Annotated in this window: 16 protein-coding genes and 2 pseudogenes; 11 read left to right on the forward strand and 7 right to left on the reverse strand. The window is 69.0% G+C overall.

Features of this window, described 5'->3' with window-relative positions; genetic code table 11:
* The first annotated feature begins 146 nt into the window (after positions 1–146).
* The gene (locus tag QOZ89_RS30605; protein WP_312623741.1) at positions 147–1,874 is read left to right on the forward strand and encodes an IS1634 family transposase; all 1,728 of its coding nucleotides are present in this window, start codon (positions 147–149) and stop codon (positions 1,872–1,874) included.
* 50 nt (positions 1,875–1,924) lie between these two features.
* Here QOZ89_RS30605 and QOZ89_RS30610 read toward each other — a convergent pair whose 3' ends face one another.
* Positions 1,925–3,022 (reverse strand): hypothetical protein, encoded by a 1,098-nt coding sequence (locus QOZ89_RS30610; RefSeq protein ID WP_312627078.1) that lies wholly within the window; start codon positions 3,020–3,022, stop codon positions 1,925–1,927.
* A gap of 1,384 nt (positions 3,023–4,406) precedes the next feature.
* Between QOZ89_RS30610 and QOZ89_RS30615 the strand changes: the two genes are divergently transcribed.
* From QOZ89_RS30615 to QOZ89_RS30650, 8 genes are all read left to right on the forward strand, one after another.
* Entirely contained in the window at positions 4,407–4,913 is a 507-nt protein-coding gene (locus QOZ89_RS30615; RefSeq protein ID WP_312627080.1) for a hypothetical protein, read from the forward strand.
* Positions 4,910–5,587, forward strand: coding sequence for a TetR/AcrR family transcriptional regulator (locus QOZ89_RS30620; RefSeq protein WP_071046967.1), 678 nt, complete (start codon positions 4,910–4,912; stop codon positions 5,585–5,587). The genes QOZ89_RS30615 and QOZ89_RS30620 overlap by 4 nt, the downstream gene beginning before the upstream one ends.
* Positions 5,588–5,643: 56 nt before the next feature.
* Positions 5,644–6,630, forward strand: a complete 987-nt coding sequence (locus QOZ89_RS30625) for an NAD(P)H-dependent amine dehydrogenase family protein (protein ID WP_397428874.1) — start codon at positions 5,644–5,646, stop codon at positions 6,628–6,630.
* Positions 6,631–6,674: 44 nt separating this feature from the next.
* Positions 6,675–7,088, forward strand: a complete 414-nt coding sequence (locus QOZ89_RS30630; RefSeq protein WP_071046965.1) for a VOC family protein — start codon at positions 6,675–6,677, stop codon at positions 7,086–7,088.
* Positions 7,089–7,151: 63 nt separating this feature from the next.
* Positions 7,152–7,973, forward strand: a complete 822-nt coding sequence (locus tag QOZ89_RS30635) for an SDR family oxidoreductase (protein ID WP_071046997.1) — start codon at positions 7,152–7,154, stop codon at positions 7,971–7,973.
* Positions 7,970–9,079: an NAD(P)H-dependent amine dehydrogenase family protein gene (locus QOZ89_RS30640; protein ID WP_312627087.1), complete on the forward strand. Its 1,110-nt coding sequence runs from the start codon at positions 7,970–7,972 to the stop codon at positions 9,077–9,079. The genes QOZ89_RS30635 and QOZ89_RS30640 overlap by 4 nt, the downstream gene beginning before the upstream one ends.
* A gap of 92 nt (positions 9,080–9,171) precedes the next feature.
* A complete protein-coding gene (locus QOZ89_RS30645) occupies positions 9,172–10,029 on the forward strand; it encodes an SDR family NAD(P)-dependent oxidoreductase (protein ID WP_312627089.1) in 858 nt (285 codons plus the stop codon).
* Positions 10,030–10,056: 27 nt separating this feature from the next.
* Positions 10,057–11,088, forward strand: a complete 1,032-nt coding sequence (locus QOZ89_RS30650) for an NAD(P)H-dependent amine dehydrogenase family protein (protein WP_312627091.1) — start codon at positions 10,057–10,059, stop codon at positions 11,086–11,088.
* A 277-nt stretch (positions 11,089–11,365) separates the two neighbouring features.
* On the opposite strand, the pseudogene QOZ89_RS30655 reads toward QOZ89_RS30650, so the two are convergent.
* The 6 genes and pseudogenes from QOZ89_RS30655 to QOZ89_RS30680 form a co-directional block, all read right to left on the reverse strand.
* Positions 11,366–12,071, reverse strand: a pseudogene (locus tag QOZ89_RS30655) (hypothetical protein).
* A gap of 507 nt (positions 12,072–12,578) precedes the next feature.
* A pseudogene (locus QOZ89_RS30660) lies at positions 12,579–12,855 on the reverse strand (tyrosine-type recombinase/integrase); the annotation flags it as partial.
* A gap of 96 nt (positions 12,856–12,951) precedes the next feature.
* Positions 12,952–15,276, reverse strand: a complete 2,325-nt coding sequence (locus QOZ89_RS30665) for a transglutaminase TgpA family protein (protein ID WP_312627094.1) — start codon at positions 15,274–15,276, stop codon at positions 12,952–12,954.
* A 146-nt stretch (positions 15,277–15,422) separates the two neighbouring features.
* The gene (locus QOZ89_RS30670; RefSeq protein WP_071046958.1) at positions 15,423–16,676 is read right to left on the reverse strand and encodes a DUF58 domain-containing protein; all 1,254 of its coding nucleotides are present in this window, start codon (positions 16,674–16,676) and stop codon (positions 15,423–15,425) included.
* Positions 16,677–16,680: 4 nt separating this feature from the next.
* Positions 16,681–17,727: an AAA family ATPase gene (locus tag QOZ89_RS30675; RefSeq protein WP_116271420.1), complete on the reverse strand. Its 1,047-nt coding sequence runs from the start codon at positions 17,725–17,727 to the stop codon at positions 16,681–16,683.
* 109 nt (positions 17,728–17,836) lie between these two features.
* A complete protein-coding gene (locus QOZ89_RS30680; protein WP_312627097.1) occupies positions 17,837–20,110 on the reverse strand; it encodes a hypothetical protein in 2,274 nt (757 codons plus the stop codon).
* 334 nt (positions 20,111–20,444) lie between these two features.
* Here QOZ89_RS30680 and QOZ89_RS30685 point away from each other — a divergent pair, with 334 nt between their 5' ends.
* Together QOZ89_RS30685 and QOZ89_RS30690 are read left to right on the forward strand one after the other, a co-directional pair.
* On the forward strand, positions 20,445–23,306 hold the full coding sequence (locus tag QOZ89_RS30685) for a toll/interleukin-1 receptor domain-containing protein (protein ID WP_312627099.1): 2,862 nt from the start codon (positions 20,445–20,447) through the stop codon (positions 23,304–23,306).
* Positions 23,307–23,341: 35 nt separating this feature from the next.
* Positions 23,342–24,157, forward strand: coding sequence for a hypothetical protein (locus QOZ89_RS30690; protein WP_071046954.1), 816 nt, complete (start codon positions 23,342–23,344; stop codon positions 24,155–24,157).
* Positions 24,158–24,215: the final 58 nt, after the last annotated feature.

The raw sequence follows: 24,215 nt of genomic DNA on the forward strand, positions 1-24,215 counted from the left end.
CCGAACTTGCGAGTGCTCGAAGATCGCTACGCGCACAGCCTGGCACTTTGGCCTGTGTTGTCCGAAGTGTAGTCAGTAGGTTGCTTGATCGGGATCTTGCTGGATGGGATCATCGACTCGTGGCGAGGCAAACGGGTGCTATGCACGTGGACCGGATTGTCAGTCGGCAGACGAACGCGGCCGGCGAGCCGCGGGAGTACGTGTCGCATCTGGTGCGGCGTACCTTCCGGGAAGACGGAAAGGTCAAGAACGAGACCATTGCGAACGTCTCGCACCTTCCGCCGGCGGCCATCGACGTGCTCAGGAAAGCGCTCGCGGGCCGGACGCTGGTCGATGTCGAGAAAGATGTCGAGATCGCTCGGTCTCTTCAGCACGGCAATGTCGCCGCGGTCATGACGGTCGCCCGGCAGCTCGGCCTGCCGGCACTGCTGGGGCCGGCTGGGCGACAGCGGGATATCGCCCTAGCGCTGATTGTCGCCCGGATTATCCAGCCCGGTTCGAAGCTCGCCACCAGATCCTGGTGGTCCGACAACACGCTCGGCGCGGACCTGGGGATAGACACGGCGTCGACCGACGAGATCTATGCCGCCATGGACTGGCTGCTACACCGGCAGGACGACATCGAAAGGCAACTCGTGGGCCGGCATCTCGTCGACGGCGGCCAGGTTCTTTTCGACCTGTCGTCGTCCTGGATGGAAGGGCACTGCTGCCCGCTGGCGTCCCATGGCTATTCCCGTGACGGCCGTCGCGGGCTCGAGCAGATCGAGTACGGAGTCCTCACGGACGCCGACGGCCGGCCTGTCGCGATACGCGTCTTCCCCGGTAACACCGGCGACCCGTCCGCGTTCATCGAAGCCGTGCACGCCGTCCAGAAAACGTTCCACCTGAAGAGTGTGATCATGGTCGGCGATCGAGGGATGATCACGTCGGCGCGTATCAGGGCGCTCCGCGAGTCCGACGACCTGGGATGGATCACCGCCCTGCGCGCGCCCCAGATCGCCCAGCTCGCGGCCGTGGACGGCCCGCTGCAGCCGACCCTGTTCGACGAGACCAACCTCGCCGAGATCCGCCACCCGAAATTTCCCGGAGAGCGGCTGATCGCCTGCCGGAACCCTTTCCTGGCAGCCGAGCGTGCCCGCAAGCGTGACGAACTGCTCGATGCCACCGAAAAGGCGCTCGCCCCAGTCGTCGCCGCCGTCACGGAAGGCCGGATCGTCGGCGCCGCGGACATCGGCATGAAGATCGGGAAGATTGTCCACAGGCGGAAGATGGCGAAGCACCTCGAGATCACGATCACGGACGCCGATGTCACCATCGCCCGGCGGGAGGAGAGCATCGCCGCCGAGGCGGCGCTCGACGGCATCTACGTCGTCCGCGCCGAGGAGAAACACGCGAGCGGAATGCGCGGAGACGAGATCGTCACCGCGTACAAGAACCTCTCCCAGGTCGAACGAGTCTTCCGTACGATCAAGACGACCGACCTTCAGGTGCGACCGATCTACCACTACCTGGAAAACCGGGTCCGCGCACATCTCTTGATCTGCTCCCTCGCTGCCTACATCACCTGGCACCTGAGGAAACGGCTCGCCCCCCTCACCTTCACGGACGAGGAGCCGCCAGGCCGCACCGACCCGGTCGCGCCCGCTCTCCGTTCCGAGGCCGCCAACCGGAAATCCACACGCAAGGAACAGCCCGACGGAACGCCTCTTTACAGCTTCCAGGGCCTCCTCGCGCACCTGGCCACCCTGACCCGCGACGAGATCCGCATCAGCGGCGGCGGCAGCCTTCAGCTACTCACGAACGCCACCGAAACCCAGAGAAAGGTCTTCCAGCTAATCGGCGCGCCTATCTCCAAGACCGTTGGTAGTCAGTAAGACGATCAATGGCTGCCGCGAACCCGCAAGTCACGAGCCCGCAGTGCGTCCTAGATCAAGTAAGTTCGGTCTAGTGCACGCTCAAATTCTCCCACAAGAAATATACGGAGATCACCGATCAACGACGACTCTCGCAAAAAGTCTATGTAGAAGACAACCGTGTTATCAAGCAGATCGACGGCGTCGACCCGAAATAGATACTTCAGAAATATCGTCTTCCCAACGCCAACATCACCAAGAAGAATGAGAGGACGCCGAGTAAGAGCCGAGGAGATCAGGTCATCCACTACTTGGGTAGAATTTCCCTTGCGGTCTCTCGCACTCTTGGCAGAAGCAACGTCACTCACCGGGGAGTACCGGGATCTCAGGATCTCTTTACTCACGAGCGCATACTGCGAGAGGGCTCCGCTTGAGCAGTAGCATTGCCTGAGAAATTGTTCTGATACTGCCTCTTCTTGCATGAGGTCGAGCAAGAATATTTCCGCGAGGATTCTGACGTCTGTTTCCAGCTCGGTTCTGTTACGAAATCCCGGGTAATTAGATATTCTGGCGGACAGCTTCTCAGGAGGCGGCGAGGTCCCCCCTCCGCGCGACAGCTTGCGGTGCAGCGATCTAGATGCAACCCCATGCCTCGACAAGCTACTCCAGAGCGTGGAAAAGTCTGCTTTCATCTCCGCGAGACTTGAGAAATTCAACGCCTTGCCATCCTGGGGCGCGACACCGTCCTGACGGCTTCCCAAAAAGGCGACTAACTGATGGCCATTAGAAAGAACCGCGATCGGTATGCCGCCACGCTGGCTATAGTTTAAAACTTGGTTCAATGCCTCGCGGTTCTGCCGAGAGTAGTCATAGAAGGTCTTGAGGCTAATTACCCTATCCTGCTGAACGCCCGCAGGGATCTGGAAATGTAGATCCGATCTTTTTGCTTCGACCACCACTTGCCTTTGCGGACTTCCCAGTACGTAATCGAGATAGTCACCCTGCTGGTGTTCCTCGCAGTTGACGTCCTCCGGTTGCCAGCCGAGGCAATCGAGAATGAGTCGGTCGATTATTCGAAGGCGTGTCGTCGACTCATTGAGGTCTATCTCTGAGCTGACGGCCTCCGCAAGCGCCTCTATTGCCGCACGGCCTCGTTCAAAATCGCTCACTACCCAGCCCCGTCCCGAGTGCATCTACGATCAGCTTGCCGTGAAGCTTGGATGAACATCCAAGCATCTTTCCGGGTCCAGCGGAAGGAGACTCGCGGCCAGCCTCAACAGACGCGGATGGCCGCGCTGAAGCCCACGCGCGCGGGCAGGCAGCCCCTTCGCCAGAACACCCGAGGTACCTTGGGCCCGCCCGCCTGCTCACAGCAACGTAGACCACGGCGCACGCCCAGGTCACAGCCTCCTCAGGCATTTTTGGTTTGTCGGCGATCCCTCAAGAGAGAGCGTCCTTGGCACCGGTTCAGGCGGTCGTGCCGAGCAGGAGGCGACTGTCGACCAGGACGTGCCTGCGATCGTCGCGTGCGTCGTCGTGCGCATCGCCGTACTCAGAGCGAGGTCCGCCTGGCAGACCTGATCCCCGCCATCTGCTCCACCGTGACCTCTTGATCGCCTCGCCGTACCGGCGCGCGTGGTCTCAGTCTTGGTCTCGTTCAGAGTCGTTCAGCCGCGTTCGAGACCACGCAGTGGCATCTCCCGAGCAGAGGCGCGAACCGCCATGAAGGCCGGCGTACGAGCCACCGTGGCACTGAAAAGCGGAAGGTCGGCGGTTCGACCCCGCCCCTGCCCACCACCTCTGACCAGCGGGTTTGCCTCACAGATGAGATCGTTTAGAGGCTTTTGAAGATCGTTATGTAGCAACGGATGTAGCAACTGACCGTTTTGCTAGAACGGCGGATGATCCCCAAGCACCCCGCTGACCAGAACAAACACCTTGGCTGAGCGTCCGCTTCGAGACGCCACATCTGGCCACACTCCACGCGATCGGGCCGCTGGAGCCCCCCGATCTGCGACGACAGCATCGCGATCCAGCGAGTCACATTCCTCTGCGTTCGGTCACCAGCCATTGCTACACGGGTTGCTACAAGTGAGCCGCAGAGCTCGGCGGCGCCCTCCAACACAGCCGGCTGACCTGCCCATACGCACGGAGCGGTCTGGCCGACCGTCCGCTTATGGGGCGGACGGTCCCCGATCGCAGTTTTTTGGTGTTGACACGCCTCGTCGGCCCAGAGAAACCGCCCGGTGCAGGCAGCGGCAGCGGCGTGCGGCCGCCTCCAAGCAGGCGGGCCAAGCCCGTGCGGCCGCGGTGCGGCCTGGCGGGCGGTGGGCTTGCACTCCATGTCAGACACGCCCATATAGGGCTGCGAGTTCGTCATCCTGGTCGAGCTCGACGGTCCCGCCGAGCTCACGGACCCACGGCTGCGCGCCAGCCCCACCCTGCTCTCGCCGTGACGCGGGGATCCTCCGGCGATCGCTGGACAGCGAAACCATTAAGTCGTTTATGATGCCCCAGGCCGGAGGTCGCCGGCTCGCACAGTCGGGAGCGTCCATGTCGCTGCGCGTGATTCAGTTCTCCACCGGGAACGTCGGGCGTCGCTCCTTGCGCTCGATCATCAACCGTCCCGGGCTGGAACTGGTGGGGGTGCATGCCAGCAGCCCCGACGAGACCTGGACCGCCACCGAGACCATCACCTGCACGATGATGACCGTCGAGCCGGGCCAGGTCGCCGCCGTCCGCTTCGCCGTCGAGGGCATCGTGCGCGGACGCCCCGCGATCGTCATGGAGCACGTGAACCGGCTGACCCCCCAGGCCGCGCCCGAGTGGCCGTTCCCGCCCGACGGGCGACCAGGCGTGCACCGGGTCGTGATCAAGGGTGTGCCGGGCGTCGAGATCAACACCCATGTCGGCGACGAGCGCACCGATCACAACGAGGCTGGCGTCATCGCGACGGCGGCCAAGGCCGTGAACGCGATCCCCGCGGTCTGCGCGGCGCCTCCTGGGCCCACGCACCTGTCCGACCTGCCGGTCGCCCAGGCCCACGGCCTCATGTCGTGACGTCGCGCGGCACGCGTCGCGTCGGGTCGATCGCGCCGACCCGGCCGGCGAGCGGCACGCAGGAGCGCGCCGAGCGGACCCGCGCCCTGATCATGGAAGAGACCGTGCGCTGCGTGGTTGAGGAAGGCTTCGCCGCCGCCAGCGCCAAGCACATTGCCGAGCGGGCGGGCGTCACCTGGGGTGTGATCCAGTATCACTTCGGAGACCGTGATGGCCTGCTGACGGCCGTCGTCGACGCGAGCTTCGACGAGCTGCGCCGGCGCATGGCCGCCGTCGGGGTCGGGGCTGGCTCCACCCGCGAGCAGGTCGGCGCGCTCGTCGAGGCCGCCTGGGCCGCGTTCTGCACTCCGGCGTCGCGAGCGAGCCTGGAGATCGCCGTCGCGACGCGCAGCCAACGTGACACGGCGACGGGCGAGCATTTCGCCTTGATCGCGGCCGAGCTGGCGCGCCTCGGCGAGGAGCTGATCGCCGAGCGGCAGCGCCACGGTGACGCGAGAGCCGTCGGCCACCTGCTCTGGGCGGCGCTGCGCGGGCTGGTCTTCGCCCAGCTGGCCACCCGCGAGCCGCTCGACACCTCCCGTGAGCGAGCCGCGCTGGTCGACCTGCTGGTCGCGCACCTGGAGCCCGCGAGCGCGGCCCGTGCGGATGCTCACCTGACAGGAGATGCCTCATGACGCACGGACGCCTTCGCGTGGTCCAATGGACGACCGGGAACGTAGGTCGGAGGGCGTTGCGCGCCATCGCGGCCGATCCGCGCCTGGAGCTCGTCGGCTGCTTCGCGCACAGCCCGGACAAGGTCGGCGTCGACGCCGGCGTGCTGGCCGGGGGAGAACCGGTCGGGGTACTGGCGACAGACGACATCGACGCCCTGTTGGCCACCCACCCCGACTGCGTCAGCTACTCCCCGATGCACTTCGACGACGACCAGGTCAGTCGTCTCCTCACGGTCGGCGTCAACGTCTCGACGACCGCCGAGTTCATCACCGGTGACTACCTCGGCGCGCAGCGGCGCGCCAGGCTGGAGCGGGCGGCGTTCGACGGTGGCGCCACCTTGTTTGGCTCCGGCGTTAATCCTGGCTTCGCAAACCTCTTCGGGCTGGTCAGCGCCGGGATCTGCCAGCGGGTCGACCGCATCCGCGTGACGGAGTCCGTGGACGCGAGCGGGTACGAGTCGGCCGAGACCCAGGGGGCCATCGGCTTCGGGCTCCCCATCGACACTCCCGACTTGCTGACGCGTGCCCGGCGGGCGACGGCGGTGTTCGCCGACGCGGTGGCGCTGATGGCCGACGCGCTGGGCGCCGAGCTCGACGACATCGTCTTCGACGCGCAGTTCGCCGTCGCGACCGACGACGCGGACCTGGGATTCATGGCGATTCCGAAAGGCACCGTCTCGGGCGTACGCGCCGCCTGGACGGGAACGCGCGGCGCAAAACCGTTCGTCGAGTGCCGCGTCCTGTGGGTCATGGGCCCGCACCGGGAACCGCCGTGGAAGGTCGGCCACGGCTACTTCGTCGAGATCGACGGGCTGCCCGCGGTCCGGTCCCAGTTCCAGATTCTCCCGCCCCCGGACTGGTCGGAACCGAACTACATGGGCCTGGGCATGATCATGACGGCGATGCCCGCCGTCAATGCCATCCCCGCGGTCTGCGCCGCGCCGCCGGGAATCGCCACCGTCGCGACGCTGCCCCTGGTGACGGCCGTCGCGACGAGCCTTTAGAAACCGTCCTCCCGCGCCGCGGGCCCACTGCGAGGAGCAGCCAGATGTCAAAACCGGGCTTACATCACGTCGTCTTCTGCGTCCGCCGCGAGAACCAGGACGCGGCCGCGGCCCTGTGGAGCGACCTCGGGTTCACCTTCACCGAGATCGACCTGGCCGACGTGGGCCTGCGGGTCCTGCTCGACTGGGACGGCGGCATCGAGGTGATCGCGCCGACCGCGGCCGGAGGGTCCGAGGCCGCGGACGTGGAGCGGTTCCTGGCGGAGCACGGCGAGGGCGTCTACTCGGTCGTCGTGAAGGTCCCGGACATCGACGCCGCCACGGCCGTCGCCGAGCGGCATGGCAGCCGGGTCGAGTACAGCCAGGACCGCAGCACGCCGGGATTCTCGCTGCGCGAGTCGCGGCACGCCGCCGTCTTCGGCATGCCCGCGACCTTCCTCGCCACCGACCTCCCGTGACGCGACCGCCAGGCGGCGGCGGACCGCACTACCCGACGTATGGACACCATGGAGGACCGCGAGATGACCGGTGCTGACGGCTTAGCGGGCGGGCCGGGTCCGTCCCTTTTCGAAGCCGGGAAGGTCGCGGTGGTCACCGGGATCGGGCCGGGCATGGGACGCAGCATCGCGCTGGGGTTCGCCCGGGCCGGCGTCGACGTCGTGCTCGCGGCGCGGCGGGCTGACCGGCTGGAGGCGGTAGCCGCCGAGATCCGAGCGTTGGGCCGGGAGCCGTTGGCCATCCCGACGGACATCACCGACGCGAGCGCCTGCCAGCGCCTCGTCGACGCGGCGGCCGAGCGGTTCGGCGGCGTCGACATCCTGGTGCAGAACGGCCACCACGAGGGCGACTGGCAGCCCGTCCTGACCGCCGATCCGGATGTATGGCGGGGCATCTTCGACGTCAACCTGTTCAGCGCGCTGCACCTGGTGCAGGCGGCGGTGCCGATCATGAGAGAACGCGGCGGCGGCTCGGTCATCCTCGTCAACTCGGGCGCCGCGGTGCGGACGCCGGCCACGATGGGCGCCTACTCGACGTCGAAGGCGGCGCTGGCGGCGCTGGCGCGCACCCTGGCGCTGGAGGTCGGCGGCTTCGGTGTCCGGGTGAACGGCGTCTTCCTCGGCCCGGTCCAGGGGGAGAACCTGGAGCGCCTCGGGGCCGGCGCGGCGGCGGCCGCGGGTACGAGCGTGGACGAGTGGCTGGAGACCAAGGCTACCGAGATGCCGCTGGGCATCGTCCCGTCGCCCGACCAGTGCGCCGGAGCAGTGCTCTTCCTCGCGTCCGACCTGGCCAGTGTCATCACTGGCCAGCACCTCGCGGTCAACGGAGGTCAGTGGCTGTCATGAACACCTCAACCGAAACCGGCTTACCCGGGCGCACCTACCGGGTCATCCAGTGGGCGACGGGTTCGATCGGCCGGATCGCGATCCGACACCTCGTCGACACCCCGGGCTACGAGCTGGTCGGGGTCTACGTCACCAGCGCGGAGAAGGTAGGGGTCGACGCGGGGACGCTCGCGGGGATCGACCCCGTCGGCGTGGCGGCGACCGGCTCCGTCGACGATGTCCTCGCGTTGGAGGCGGACTGCGTGAACTACGCGCCGCTGTACGCGGACGTCGACGAGATGTGCCAGATCCTGCGGTCCGGAAAGAGCATCGTCACGCCGACGGGCTGGGTGTTCCCGGCCGGGCTCGCGAACCAGGAGCCGGTCGCGCGGCTCGCCGCGGCCTGCCGCGACGGCGGTACCTCCCTTTTCGGCGCGGGCATCCACCCCGGTTTCTCCGGTGACCTGCTGCCGCTGACCGTCGCCCGGCTGTGCACCCGCATCGACCGGGTCACCGTGCAGGAGGTCGCCGACCTCGCGCCGCACCCGTCGCACGCGATGAACTTCGACGGGCTGGGCTTCGGCCGCGACCCCGACGACGCGCGCAAGAACCCCAGCCCGTTGATCCACACGATGGAGAACATCTTCCGCGAGTCGATGGCGCTGCTCGCCGCGGGCCTGGGCGTGACCGTCGACGAATACACGACGGACTTCGACGTCGCCGTCGCGAAGACCGACCTGACCGTGCGGTCGGGCGAGATTCCCGCCGGCACCGTCGGGGGCATGCGCCACGAGTGGATCGCCCTGACCGGCGGCCGGCCCGTCATCGTCTTCCGCAGCTTCTGGAAGATGTCCGACGACCTGGAGCCGAACTGGGGCTACGGCACCGTCAAGTACTCGGTGAGCATCGAGGGCGAGCCGTCGACAACCCTCACCCTCGAACCCGCGCGCAAGCACCCGACCGGCGACGAGGGCTACTGGGGCCGGGTCTGGACGGCGATGAACGCCGTCAACGCGATCCCGGCCGTCTGCGCCGCACCGCCCGGCATCCACACCCACCTGGACCTTCCGCTCGTGCGCCCGGCAGGCCTCGTCCGGCCCGGGCCGGCCACCGTCGTGCGGTCCTGACCCCGCCGCGTCCCCTCGTTCCAGCCTGCAAGCCCCAGCGCGGACCGCACCAGCGCGCCGCTCGCCGGCGTCGACTGACGGGTAGGAGAAGCATGTTCAAGGACAAGTACGGGCCGTGGGCCTTCATCGCCGGCGCGTCCATGGGTATCGGCCGGGCGCTGTCGCTGGAGGCGGCGGCCCGTGGGCTGAACGTCGTGATGAACGCCCGCGGTGCCGAAACGCTCGCCGCGACCGCCGCGGAGGTGCGGGCGACCCATGGCGTGGAGGTGCGCGAGTTGGCCGCGGACCTGACCGATCCGATGATCGGCGAGATCGTGGCCGGGGCGACGGATGACCTGGAGATCGGGTTATTCGTGTACAACGCGACGGTGGCGCCGATCGGGCTGTTCCTGACCCATTCGCTGGAGCTGCAGCTGCAGTCGGTGCAGGCGAACTGCGCGACGCCGCTCATCCTGTTGAACCAGTTCGCGCCGAAGATGGTGGCGCGGGGCCGGGGCGGGATCTCACTGGTCAGCTCCACCGGTGGCACCCAGGGTGCGGTGACGAGCGCTACCTACAACGCGGGCAAGGCGTTCGAGTGGATCCTCGCCGAGTCGCTGTGGAGCGAGCTGGGCGACCAGGGCGTGGATGTCACCGCGATGCTCGTCGGCGCGACCGCGTCGCCGAACTTCAACGCCTTCAAGGACACCCTCGACCCGGAACTGTGCAACAAGGCCGACTCCGAGGACCTGCTCGACCGGATGCGCAACGGCCTGGTCAACCCGACCGAACCGGAGACGGTCGCCACCTCGCTGTACGACGGGCTGCCGAACGGCCCGGTGACCTGGTCCAAGCCCCTCGACGAGTGGATCACTACCCGGTCACTGGCCATGCCGCGCGACGAGGTCACCCTGACCTGGCGTGCGCTCATGGAGACCTCGACCCGCCCGCCCGAGCGGCAGGCCCGGTAGGACCGGACCCACGGAGACGAGACATCGATGAGCAAGCTGCGTGTCGTTCAGTGGACGACGGGAAAGACGGGGACCGCCGCTGTCCGTGGGCTGGTCGGGCATCCGGCACTGGAGGTGGTCGGCTGTTACGCCTATTCGCCGGAGAAGGTCGGTAAGGACGTCGGCGAGCTCGCCGGGATCGCGCCGATCGGCGTCACGGCGACCGACGACGTCGACGCGCTGCTGGCGCTGAAGCCGGACTGCGTCGCCTACATGGCCTACCGGCCGGACTTCGACCAGCTCGACCGAATTCTGTCGGCCGGGGTGAACATCGTGTCCACGATGTACATGCTCGCGGGCGCGGGCTACGGCGAGGACGTCCGCGACCGGCTCGCGGCCGCCTGCGAACGCGGCGGGTCGTCGCTCTACACGACCGGCGTCTACCCCGGGCACATGGGCATGACCGTGCTCGCGGCGAGCGCGATGTGCACCCGGATCGACCGGATCTCGATGCTGGAGTCGCTGGACATGAGCGGCTACGCCAACGAGCGGATGTTCCGCGCGATGAGCATCGGCCTGCAGCCGGACGACCCGGCCGCGCCCGGGATGATCGAGGTGAACTGCGGGTCGTTCAAGGAGCAGATCCGCGTCCTGGCACACGCCCTGGCGATCGAGCTCGACGACGTCCGGTTCACCGCCGAGTTCGCCGCCGCGACGGACGACATCGACTTCGGATTCATGAAGCTGGAGAAGGGCCAGATCTCGGGCTTCAAGGGTGTGATCGCCGGGATCTCCGGCGGCCGGTCCGTGATCGAGTGCCGGTTCGTGTGGAAGGTCGGCGACCAGATGGAGCCGAACTGGCCGGTCGAGGACGGCTACGTGCTGGAGATCGAGGGCGACCCGGGCGTCCAGGTACGGCTGGCGCCGATCGGCAGCGCCCACTTCGCGTCGGCCGGGCCGACCGCCATGCCCGCGGTCAACGCGATCCCCCACGTCGTCGCCGCGGCCCCCGGCATCGTCAACCACGCCGACCTGCCCTTCGTCACCGGCCGCCACCTGCTGAACCGCGAGAACGCGTAGCGTATCTTCAACCCTGAAGGTGGTCGTCACCGCCGCAGCGCCTGCCGCGCCTTCGATCTGGGTCGTCTGCTATGCCGTGAGTCTGCCCAGATAACTGCTCTCGGCCGGAACGTCGCCCGACGGGTGCTCCGGCCGAAATCGGTCTCGCGGCGCATCAGGGTCGACGCGTTCCGGCGGAACTGCGTAAACAGATCGACTGTGCGGCTGAATGAAGCTTGAGAAGGAGCCCGCGTCCGCCGGTATTGGCGGCGGACGCGGGCTTTTTCGATTCCTTGCGTCAGTCTCCTGCGCTAACCTGATCCTCGGTCGTAGCCGGGTTCACGTCGCCCTGGATATGCATGTCACTCCGTAGCTGTGCGACGAGGCGGCGAGCTGTGGGCGACCCGATCCGGAGGCGTTTGCGAAGTGTTTCTGCGGAGATCGGTCGGTGGTAATGCTGCCAGTGGAGAACGTCTTCTGCGCGAGCCCGGTGCATCAGATCCTGCTCGCGCGCCGCACCGTCGAGCCCACATGCCGCGGCGGCCGCTTCTGCTACCTGATTCTGGCGAGCCCGCGCGGGCCATCGAGACGCGCCCATAAAAAGCGACTGAGGTACGACCCGCGGGGCCGATGCAAGCGCCTGCCTATCAGCCGCGTGCATGGCTTCGATCAGGCCGGGCCCGACTTCACCCCAGCCGATCAGCAGCAAAGGGCCGACAGCATCGAACGCGGCTTGCCGTATCGGCCGGCGATCAACGGCTCCGCGACGTTCAGAGCGAGGGTGACGACGCTGGCAAACAGCAGCAGACGGCGGGCCGATCGCTGCACCTCAGTAGGCCCGCCGTGCACCGCCAGGTGCCGCGTTCCGAGAAGCAGCCCGACAACGGACAGGTCGACCGCCGGCGCCACTGAGCGACGAATGCCGTCACACCCAGACGCAGACCCAGCGCCCACGAGTTGCCGAACCCGAACGCGAAAGTCAGCCCGACGACGACCCCGATCATGATCGTCACCAGGTTCCCTGTCTTGCCTCGCCCCGCGGCGCCCAACCATCCGGTTGCTGGGCCGATCTTCGAGGTTTCCCCGCACTGCTTCACCGGGTACCACCACAGATCGATGACAGCGACACGTTCGACCTCGCGCGCCCCGTCCGACGACGTTCCGGGGCACCGCAACGATCGAGTGGAGGTGTAGCAACGGGTGTAGCAACGGTGGCGGCCAACCACGAACGCTGGCGGCCTTCGACGGCCGAAAACACACGTCCACGGACACTGACATGACGGTCGGTTCGGCCTGAAAAGCGGAAGGTCGGCGGTTCGACCCCGCCCCTGCCCACGAGCTGGCTGATCCTGTTCGCTGCCCTTTGGGCAACTTCCCGCCAGCCACGATATTGCCCCGGGGTCGAGCCCCGGACCCCACGCCCGGGGGGTGTCCCCCGGGACCCCCGATGTCGAGCTTCGCTCGACCGGGGGTTTTCTTTCATTTGACGGCAAGCCTGACGGCAACGTCCCTCAGCGGAGTTGGTCGTCGAGCTTCCGCAGCGCGTTCCGCTTCTCCTCCAACGCGGCGTGCGCGTAGATCGTCATCGTGAGTTCGATCGCCGAGTGGCCCGCGATGTCCCGGACGATGTGCGGCGGCACGCCGAGGTCGAGCAGCAGCGAGACGGAGGCGTGCCGAAGGCCGTGGGTGCGCCGTGAGGTGCTGTGGTTCGAGTGGAGGTGAGAGACCTCTCCGCGGCTTCCAGCCGCGGCGCAGGTTGCCGGGCTCGGCGGGAGTTCCGACGGTCGTGCCGCCCCTCGATCGACCAGGAGCTGCGAACGCTGGTGACCGTCTCGCCCGGACAACCCGACCTGGGGCCACCCTCGCACCCGTGTGTCCCGGCCCTCAGGATTGCGACCTCTCGACGCCAATGCGCCTGGCGAGCATGGCAGCCCGCCCCTCCACGTCGACACTTCTTCGCCGCGAAAGCCTGGACCGGTCGGGTTCCCGGTAGAGGTTGGCCGGGGCCAGCAGTTGGAGCCACCGTCGTCGTCGAGGAGTCGCCCGCCGCAACGCATCGCGCACGGCCGCGTGACGCCGCCACGCCAGGTTCGCGTCCTGATCCGTCACGGCTTCGGCCGTGAACAGGGCGCGGTCGGTCTCCTTGCCTAGTTCTCGCAGCTGTGTGACCGCTGGTGTGGCCAGCCATGCCTGCGCCGAGTGAGCGATCTCCGCCCCGGTCGCCGCCGCCGGCACCGGATGGTGGGCCGCGCGAAGTAGGCCGACGGTATCCCGCCAAGCACTGCTGACCCGGTCGCCGGGCGAGCCGACCGTCTGGCTGCGTCGCCGACGCGCCCACGGGACGGCAAGGATGACTCCTGCCCAGGCTGCCACGCCCACCAGCAGGAGGATGGTGACGACCAGCCACCAGTGGGATGCGCCGCGACGAGTGGTCTCTCGGTCGGCGGGCCAGGGAGATGGGGCCGGCGCGAGCAAGGCCGGCCGGCCGGCGGGCCGCGCCGAAGCGGCGGCCGCCTCGGCGGCGCGGACGGCGGCTGCCCGCTGGGCGGTCTCGCCAAGCGCCGTCCCCCCAGCGCGGCCTGGTTCGTCGGTGGCGCTGGGAGTTGGGTAGAAGGCGAGCCAGCCGGCGCCGCGAAACGCCACCTCGGGCCAGACGAGCGCGTCGCGGCCGTGCACGACGCGGACATCCGATCCAGCCTCGCGCTGGCCGGGCTCGAAGCCGACGACCAGCCGGGTAGGGAGTCCGAGCGCACGGGCGACCAGTGCGAACGTCGCGGCGAACTGCTCCGACGTTCCTTGGCGGGACACCGTCAGAAAGCTGATGAGGTGCCCGTAGGTGTGTCCGGAATCGGCCTGTGGGTTGTACCGGTAGCCGCTTCGGAGCAGTTGTTCGAGGAGGGCGGCACGCGTGAATGGAGTGGCTGCGAGGCCGCCGACCAGGTGGGCGAGGTTAGCCAGAGGCTGGGGCAACGCGCCAGGCAGCGACAGCGCCGGGGCGTAGGCAGACCCGGTGGCAGGCACCACCGAGGCCAGTTCCTGTCCGGACAGTTGGAGGGGCGACGCCGAGAACACCGTGTAGTGCGGCTCGGTCCCGGTCGGGCCCACTGCCATCAGCGTGGCGCTGTCCGGGTCCGCCGCGAGGCCCGGGGAATCGACCTGGACGGGACGGTCCGCCGCGGGCACGAACGGTCCTGGCAGGTGGTCGATGTCGATGTCCTGCCGGATCCGAGGTGCCTGAGACCGGGACACGGCCGGGATCACGGTGCCAATCCGCATGAACCGCCCGGACGACGTCCAGTTCTGCCCGTCGAAGCTGTCGAGGGTTACCAGGCGGAGGTTCGGCGATCCGGGCGAGCGGACCTTGAAGAGCGGGACCGCCGGTTGCGTCAGCCAGGCGGGCACGGCATTGAGCGGGTCGTAGGTGGCGATCGACGCGTACGGGACCTCTCGATGTTGCCGTAGATCGTAGGGATTTCGACCAGCCACTCCGGGTAGCCGGGGTCCAGCAAGGGCGGCGGCGACGACGAGGCTCAGGGCGAGTAGCGCGGCCGTCGCCGTGGTCGAACGACGCCGCGCTGAACCGCGGCGAGACGGAGCAGATGCATGCCGGCCGACGGCCGGCTCCATGTGACCGGTCGGGTCTGGTCCGCGATGTCGCAGTACCGCGAGGAGAAGCCCAGCGCCTAGCAGCGACGCGGCCGGCCACACGTTCGATCCCGGTCCCGCCCCGGACATCACGACTCCCGCACAGAACATGGCGACAGCCGGCAACAGGGGTATGGGCGTGGCCCGGGTGCGCAGGGCCAGCTCGGCCCCGGCGCCCGCCGCCAACCAGGTCGCGGCGGAAGGCAGCGCCAACAGGTCGGGTTTGGGGGGAGCAGGCGGCGTGTACTCCAGCAGATGGGCCCAGCCGGACGTCAGGGCCGACCCGGCCCGAGCAAGGGCGGACGGCGTAGGCAGTCCATGCCCTGCCCCGTGAAACAGGGTTGCCGATACAAGCAGCAACCAGCCTCCCGCCAGAATCATGCTCGACATCAGCATCGGGACGCCTCGGGACGGCCGTGTCAGCCTGACCGCCCCGGCCAGGCCGACCGGTAGGAATGCCGCGAGCAGTACGGGAGCGACCAGCTCCCGCGTGGGAAGGGAGCGGTGGAAGGCCGCGCCGCCGGCGGCCGCGGCGATCGCGACCGCAAGCAGTTCACCGGCCACCCGCCCGCGGTTCGGCGCCGGCCGGCGCCGGACCGGTGTCACCGATAACGGAGCACGCACCGGATTGGCCGAACCGCCGGCCCCGGCGGACGTCTTCACCCGCGTGGACGACCTGGCGGCCACGTCTGGCCGAACACCCGACCCATTCATCGGGGCCGTCCTCTGGTGGACGTCGCCCGGTTCCAGACCTGGGGAAGGTCCGCCAGGGCCGATACCGCGCACACCGTCACCCGTCCTTTCTGATCCACCACAGGTCCGCCGTCGGACCCGTTCGGCCCGGTACTAGTCCCGGGCGGTGGGGTGCGCCCGACAACCTGGATGACGGTGACCCGGTCGAACAACCGTGCGGCCCGGCTCGTCGCAGTCAGCTCACCGGCCGCCCGCTCGCCGGTGACCAGCGTCAACATGCCGCGTCCCGCCGAAGGCCCCGTCCGGCCGATTCTCGCGAGGGCCACGTTCAGAGTCGGCGTATCGTTCAGGCCCGCCCGCGTGAGGAAATCGAGGACCGGCGCCGCCCCGGCATCCCACTCGTGCGTGTCCAGCCGCAGTCCGTCGCTGGTTCGCAGGCGAAGTGGGTACCGCCGTGAGGACGACGCGAGCGCCACCGACCCGGCGACGTCCCCCGCCAGCTCGAACAGGTCGTCCTCGGCGCCGGCTGGCTCGCCGGTTTGCCGGTATGCCGAGCGTCGGCAGTCAAGCAGGACAGTCGAGAGCGGCAGCGCGGGCTCGACATGTTCCCTCACCAGTAGGTTGCCGAGCTTCGCGCTACTCCGCCAATGGACACGCCGAAGGTCGTCGCCGGGCCGGTAGTCGCGCAGCGCCCGGAAGGTGACCGCGCCGTCTGGGGCGGCGTCGCTGGTGGCGCCGTCCGGACCGCGGTTGCCGGAGGAGGTGGGCGCCGGCAGCGCCACGGTGACGGGGTGGACCGATAGCGTCACGCCGCCGTGGCTCACGCTCCGGCGGCGTTCGGCGAGGCCGAACGGGTCCTGAACCCGAATGGTGGCCGGACCGGCTCGCAGGAAGCCGCGCCGCGCGGTGGGTAGGGCGAAGGTCACCGTCCAGTCGTCTCCGGACGCCAGCGCACCGATCGACCTCGCGATGCTGTTGGTGCCGGTCGCCCAGTCCAGCGTGACCTCGAGCGCGAGTCGCGGCGTCGGCCGCGCGCCGCGATTGCGCAGCGAGACGATGAGCCAGGCGTCGCCACCGCGCGCGACCCGGGACGGAGCCAGGTCAAGCGACACCGAGACATGGGCCGGGCGTGCCACCACCAGCAGTCCGGCGGCGACGGCAAGCAGGCAGCCCACGGCGAGGACGACGAGTTCCGGGTATCCGAGCAGGTATCCCGCAGTGGCAAGGACGAGCGCGCCGACGCTGATCCCCCAGCCTGTCGTAGTAGGCATCGTTTCAGTTCTCGTGGCGGCCGACGGCCGGCTCGGGAGGCAGGGTGTATGTCGGCTTCGATCCAGGCCGGGGCGTGGGCAGACGCATCCGGGGAACGGCCACGGTGCCGGTCAGTCGAGCGACGACGGCCTCCGCGGTCGTTTGGTTCATCTCGGCTTCGTCGGTCAGTAGGAGGCGGTGGGCGAGGACCGGGCCGGCGAGCGCCTTCACGTCGTCTGGCGTGACATAGTCCCGGCTCTGGGCCGCGGCGCGTACCTGGGCCGCGCGCAGCAGCGCCACGCTGGCCCGAGGGCTCGCCCCCAGCAGGAGATCGGGTGACTCGCGACTCGCGGCGACGAGCCGGACGAGGTATCCGGCAAGCTCGGCGGAGACGTGGACACAGCGGGCGAACTTGACGAGCACCCGGAACCTCGCCGCCGAGATGGCAGGTCTGAGGTCGGCGGCCGTATGTCCGGTGCTCTGGTCGAAGAGCACCTGGACCTCGTCGTCGTACGGCGGATAGCCAACCCGCGTCCGGATCAGGAACCGGTCGAGCTGTGCCTCGGGGAGGGAATACGTGCCGTCCATGTCGAGTGGATTCTGAGTGGCCACCACCAAGAAGGGCCGGGGCACCGGCCGGGGTGCGCCGTCGACCGTGACCTGCTTCTCCGCCATGACCTCCAGCAGGGCCGACTGCGTCCTCGGTGACGCGCGGTTTATCTCGTCGGCGATGAGGACGTTGGTGAAGACCGGCCCTTCGTTAAAGATGAACTCGCCGGTCCGCTGGTTGTAGACCGTCACCCCCGTGACGTCGGAGGGCAGTAGGTCGGGCGTGAACTGAATCCGCTGACAGGAAAGATCCAACGAGGCGGCTAGGCAGCGAGCGAGCGAGGTCTTGCCTACACCGGGGACATCCTCCAGGAGAAGGTGGCCCTCGGCGAACAGGCAGATGAGAGCAAGGGTGACCACATCCCGTTTACCCCGGAGGACCTTCTCCACATTCGCGACCAGGGCGCCGAATTCGGCTGCGAATTCGGCCGCGTCCGGCGGTGGCTCGAACGCAGTGTTCATCTCCATTTTCTCCCCCGTGGGTGCCACAGAACTCCGATTGGTGTCGTCCGGAAACTCGTCGGTCGCCGTCGACCCGCCGCGACCCGCTCGCCTTGATGGGGCGGCAACGTCAGGGGTCGGCCGGGCTACTCGGCGCGGTCGGGGTGGTGAGTGCGGCCGGGCTAGCCGGATTGACAGGCGCGGACGGGGTTCCCGGTGCCACCGGAGTCGTCGTCGCGGGCGTGGTGTTCGGCGCCGATGGAGCCGCTGGAACGGTGACCTCGACGGTCTGTAGGGTGCTGAGGTCCTCGCCGGCGGCATTCACAGCGATCACGCCGATCAGAACCTCAGTTTCGGGCGGGATGCCGGTCACCTGGTAGCTGGTGACCGTGACTATGGCGCTTTCCTGGGCGTATCCCGTACCGCTTGGGAAGATCCAGGCTACGACGTACACAAGAGGACCGGAATCATCTGCCGGCGGCGCCCAGGAGACGGTGATGACACCGCCGGCCGCGGTCGCGCGCAGCGACTGCACCGGGCCGGGTGGTCCGTCGGGCGCGGCCGAGGGTGTCGAGGAAGGCGGCGTCGGGGTCTCCGAGGCGGGTGGCGTCTCACTGGCCGAGGGAACCACCACCGGCGGCGCCGGACTGGCCGAAGGAACCACCACCGGCGGCGTCTCACTGGCCGAAGGAACCACCACAGGTGGCGCCGGACTGGCTGACGGAGATGGCACCGGCGTCCCCGTCTGGCTGGACGAAGTTGGGGGTTCGAACTGGGTCGGCCCTGACGCCGGTTGACTCTCGACGACGGGTGCCTCCGGCTGGGTTGCCGGTGGGGCGGAGCTGGACTGACCGCCGGTCTCTGGCCGCGTGGCCTGATCGGCCGGCGGCGAAGCGCCCAGGGAGACATCTGTTTCACCCGACGTGGGCGCTGGCGACCCACCCACGGGACCGGGCACGGCTCCCGGCGTGGCGGCGGCCCGCGGCGACGCGGCTCTCGTCTCGGGCGGCTGTACGGCCGGCGACCTATCCGAGCGTGGCGGAGAGACCGGGGGCGAGCCCGTAGGCCGCGCCGGTGCGGCGGTGACGTGCGTGGGTCCCGGTGACACCGTCGGGCTGGCCGCCGGCGTCGTGGGTGGCCGGGTTGGCTGCTGGGCCGCCAGGGTCGGTGTCAGCGCGGTTCCAGGCGGTGGCGCGGTGCGGATCGCGGGGGTGGGCTCCGATGTGCCGGCCGAAGGGAGGATGGCTGCGGCTAGCTGAGCGCCGGCGGTTGCCGGCTTGTACTTCACGATGCGACGGACGACGCCGTCGTCGACGACGACCGCCGCCGGGCCGGCAGGATCGTTGGCCCATACGAGATCACCCCGGCTGAAGACCTCCAGGTCGGCTGGGCCTGGCGTCACCGCGGTCGACGGGCTGAAACGCCCGGTGTCCACGTCGTACTCGATCAGCACCCCCGACCCTCGATCGGCGAGATAGACCCGGGTCCCCAGCTCCACAGGTGCCGTGAGACTGCCTGTGCGGGTCTCGGAGCGCAGATCGACGCGGCGGACATGGCCGCTGCGCAGGTCGGCGAGCAGAAGTGCCCGCGCCGTCGGTGCCACGAGGGCCAGCACCTGCCCGGTCGCGGCTTGGCCCACCAGGAGGCCGATGTCGTCTCCGGCGAGCGTCGGCAGGCGCAGGGACGGCTGCGCCCGGCCACCCGAGACAGGTATGAGAAGGCCATCCGTCGAATCGACGGCGACGATCCCCTCGCCGTACACGGCGACGGCCAGGTGGTCACCGGGCCTTGCTACCTCCACCCCGGCACCGGCCACGCCGCCCCGCACCGGAAGCACCTCGCCGAGATCTGGCAGCGCGAGCCAGAGAGTCCCATCGGCGGACATCACGGCGCCGCTGACCGCGGACTGCACGAGCACGGGGCGGCCAAGAGGTTTTAGCGTCGTCGAACGCAGCCTGGTGACAACCCCGTTGGCGGGATCCACCGCGTAGGTGTCAGCGCCCGTCACCACATAGGTGCCAGCCGGGCCCAGCTCCACGGGGCCACCGAGATCGAGAAGAACGGGGTCCACCCGACCGACAGAGCCGCTTGCCGAGTCGACGAGGTAGACCTGCTGGTCGTCCTGTACGACGGAGAACGAGCGGCCCGCGCCGCCAATGGCGGCGACCAGGGCATCTGGACGCGCGGAAAGACCATTCACCCGCGATACGGTGCCAACTGTCGCGTTGGCCAGCCACGCCGTGTCCGCGACGGGCATCGGAGCGGGGCGTCCGTCGCTCCTACCGAGGACAGCGATGCACACCACGCCGCCGACAGCCAGAGCCGCCACAAGCAGCGCGGGAAGCTGACGCGAACAACCGGAAACTAATCTCACGAGCCGCCCGCCCCCCGACGAGATATCCATGCGTGCGCGTCGCGGGCACCCTCTCGGCGGGGCCGGCGGCTGATTTCCTGACGGCCCCGTCCGTCCAGGGCCCGTACCGACGTACCATAGTGATGGCAGAGGCGATGCTAGACGTTGGGATGGCGGACGGGAAGCCCGTCGACCGACAGGAAAGCGAAGATCTTCTCATCGGGGGACGTGAAATGTTCGCGCGCCGCTTTCTTGCTAGGAGAAAGTCCGAACGTCTACCTGATTCAGGCCCGCTGCCCGGGGACGGAACCACTGTCCGACAGGGCGGCACCGGGCAGGGGAGCCATTCGTCCCGGCACAGGTCTGTTCATTCGCGGGTTGCCGCGTGACGAGGCTGTCGGACGCCAATCCGGCCGGTAGCGAGAGCGAGGACGAACCGGCACCGCTTCTGCTGGTCGACGCTGGAGACAAAGGTCCGAAGGGAGACATCGGCGCTACTCGGCCGGCCCAGCGCTACCTGTACGACGCCTTCCTGTCCTACAACCAGGCCGCCGACCGACAGCTGGCCCCGTCCGTCAGGACGACGCTCCACCGGCTGGCGCGGCCGTGGTACCGGCTGCGGGCGCTGTGGGTGTTCCTCGACAGCCGTGACATGGCGGCGGAGCCCGATCTCCCGCGCTCCGTCACCGCGGCCCTGGACCGGTCCCGCTTCCTGGTCGTATTCGTCAACGAGCAGGCGGCGGCGTCGAAGTGGGTGGAACGTGAGGTCAGCTACTGGTTGAAGTCTCGATCCTTCGAGTCGGTCATCATCTGCCGCACCGGAGGCACGCTGGCCTGGGACGCGGCCGCGAACCGTTTCGTCGGGAACGCGCTGCCACCATCGCTACAGGTCGCGTATGACAACGAGCCTCGCTGGGTCGATCTGAGCTGGGCCGCCCACCGCGCACAGTCCTCGCACGACACCCGGTTTCGTGACGCCGTCGCGGAGATCGCGGCGCCGTTGCACGGGGTGACCAAGGAACAACTTGTCGGCGAGGACGTCCGGCAACGCCGTCGGACCCGATGGCTGGTCGGCGCCACGATCCTCGTGCTCCTGCTGCTGACTGTCACGTCCGCGGGGCTGGCGGACCTCGCGCTCGCCCAGCGGGACGAGGCACGCCGGCAGACCGCGGCCGCCATCTCCCAGCGGGTCGCCGTCCAGGCCGCGGCCCTGCGGCAGACCGACCCCTCCCTGGCGGCGCAGCTCAGCCTCGCCGCCTACCAGGTCTCTCCGACGCAGGAGGCTCGCGACAGCCTGCTCAGCAGCCTCTCCGGTTCCCTCGACCAACGGTTGACCGGCCCAGCCACGTCGGTGACGTCGGTGGCCTTCAGCCCGGACGGCCGGCTGCTGGCGGCGGGCTACGGCGCGGACGACACGGTGTGGCTGTGGGACGTGCGCGACCGCGGTCGCGTGACCCCTCGGTTGAGCGTGATCCGAGCCGGCCTGACCGGTGTATACGCCCTCGCGTTCTCACCCGACAGCCACACCCTGGCGGTCGGGGGGATCGGCGCCGCGGTTTGGGACCTTACCGATCCGCGCCACCCGACGCGGGAGGCCGCGCTGCCCACCAGGTCGAATCCGATCGCGGCGATCGCCTTTCGCCCGACGGGCGGCCTGCTCGCCGCCCTGGACAAAGCGGGTGAGGTCCACCTGTGGCAGGTGACGGACTCGCGCCGCCCCGTGGCCGGGGCGGTCTTCTCCTACGGCGGCCGACCGTCGTCCCTGGTTTTCAGCCCAGACGGACGCGGCGTCGCCCTTGGCGAAGACGGGACGGTCGTACTGTGCGACCTCGCCGACACCGGTCGTCTGACTGTCTCGACCCGCTTGCCCACCGGAGAGGGGTCACGTTCTGGCCCCGCTCCCCTCGCGTTCGCCCCGAACGGCCGGCTACTGGCCGCCGCCGGCGACGATGGCGACGGTCCCACCGTGTGGGACCTCAGCGAGGGACGGACCCCACGGCCCCAGCTCCTGCCGGTGGTTCAGTCGGCCGATCTCACCGGGCTGGCCTTCAGCCCCGACAGCCAGACCCTGGCTGGGAGCTCCGCGGACCACACGATGGTGCTCTGGGACATAACTCGGCGAATGCCCGTGAAGTCCAAACCACACCCAGGGTTTGTGAGCTCGGTGGCGTTCAGCCCGGACGGCACCACTGTCGCCACGGGAGCCGTCGACGGTGTGGTGCGGCTCTGGCCCGTCCACGGCAGGGTGCTCGACAATCAGGGCGGGAACACCACCGCGCTCGCTGTCGGACCCGGCGGCCGCCTCCTCGCGCTCGCCGGCGTCGACCGGACAGTCCGGTTGGTGGACGGCACCGATCCGCCAAGGCCGCGGGGTCTGATTACCGGGCTGCCCGCGCCGGCGGACTGTCTGAGCGTGAGCGCCGATAGCCGCGTCCTGGTGGCGTGTGCGGGCGCGCGCGCCTGGCTATGGGACATCTCTGACCCGGACCGGCCCGTCCCGCGGGGACCGCTACCCGCGACCGACGTGAGCTCGGCTCAGTTCGGCTCCGCCGCCAATGCCCTGCTGGCGACGGGCAATCCCTACGGCACGGTCACGCTGTGGGATGTCGCCGACCTCGAGCGGCCGCGGACCATGACTCAGCTCTCCTTCCCGAGCTACGCCGAGGCCACCTGGTCCCTGGCGTTCGATCCCGCTGGGCGGACGCTGGCCTCCGCCGGACCCGCGGTCGTGGCGCTGTGGAATCTCGATCAGCCGCGCGGTATGCCCCAGCTGGTCGCGGCGGCCGACGACGCGACCGCGGCGGTCGCCTTCAGCCCCAACGGGCGGACCCTGGCCGTTGCCGTCCTGGGACACGCAGTGAACCTCTTCGACGTCACGGCGGCCCCACCCCGGCTCGTCGCCACGCTACGCGGCCACACCGACTCGGTGATCGCCATGACCTTCAGTCCAGATGGCCGAACCCTCGCCAGCGGAGGCAAGGACGGCTCTGTCAGGTTGTGGGACGTCGCCGACCCCTCGCGGGCACGACATGCGGCGACGCTTACTAGTTCCTCTGGCATGATCAACGGGCTCGGCTTCGTAGGCGGTAGTCGAATGCTTGGCGTCGCGGCCGCGACAACGTGGCTCATGGATACCGATCTCGCCCATGGGGTGAGCGGACTGTGCTCACGGGTGGGCGATCCGCTCAGCCGCGACGAGTGGCAGCGGTACTTCGCCGGCCGTCCCTACCGTCCGCCGTGCCGATGAGGGGGCCGACGTGGTGGCCCTCGGCTGGGCGGCCGGTGGCCCTTCTCCGGGGACTCCGGTCACGCCACGACGGCGGTGCGGCGACCGACACCGGCATCCGGAGGACCCTGCGCCCGTCGCCAAGGGTCGCGCTCGTCGCGGTCGTGGTGATCGTCGGCGGCGTGGTGACCGGCCTGCTGCTCACCGGAGGGAAACCGGCGCCTGTCCCGTCCAACGGTCTGGCCGGCCAACCTGCGTCCGTCGTCGTCGACGCCGCGGTCGCGGCTCTCGCACACGCGCCCGGGGTACGCGTCATCGGGACGACAGACGAGGGGGGCCGCCACGCCCATGTGGATATCCGGTTCCGGCAGGGAGCCTGCGACTCGCTGCTGGTCCTGGCCCACGGCGACGTTCGGCTCGTCCGGGTCGGCGCGGAGACGTTCGCCTGGGAGACCGCGGGGGCACTGCTGGACCTGATGGGGGTCGGGTTGGTCGACCCGGCGAGCCTTGCCTTGGTCCAGGGAAGGTGGCTGAAACTGCCAACGACGATGACGAGTCGCCTGTCCGGCCCGGACCAGCTGACCCTGGCCGGATTCGCCGAGTCCACCGTCGCGGATCCGGCCCTACGGGCCGGACGCGTCCGCCCGACGCGCCTCGGCGGTCGCATCGCGCTGATCGTGACCGGCGCCAACGGCTCCCTGCTCTACGTCAGCGGCACCGGAGATCCCTACCCGCTGCGGCTCGAGCGCCACGATGCCACCCAGGCCACCTACGACTTCTCCGACTACGGTCGGATGTTCAGGATCTCCCGGCCGGCCGGGGTACTCGACCTCACCCCGCTGCTGCCAGCCCAGCCCCTCGACGCCAATTGACGTGCCCGGGACGATCCCTGTCCCGGGGCGGGTCCGCGGTCCAACGTGAATGGCCGGC

The organism is Pseudofrankia coriaricola, assembly GCF_032027725.1.
In the GTDB taxonomy this organism is placed as follows: domain Bacteria; phylum Actinomycetota; class Actinomycetes; order Frankiales; family Frankiaceae; genus Pseudofrankia.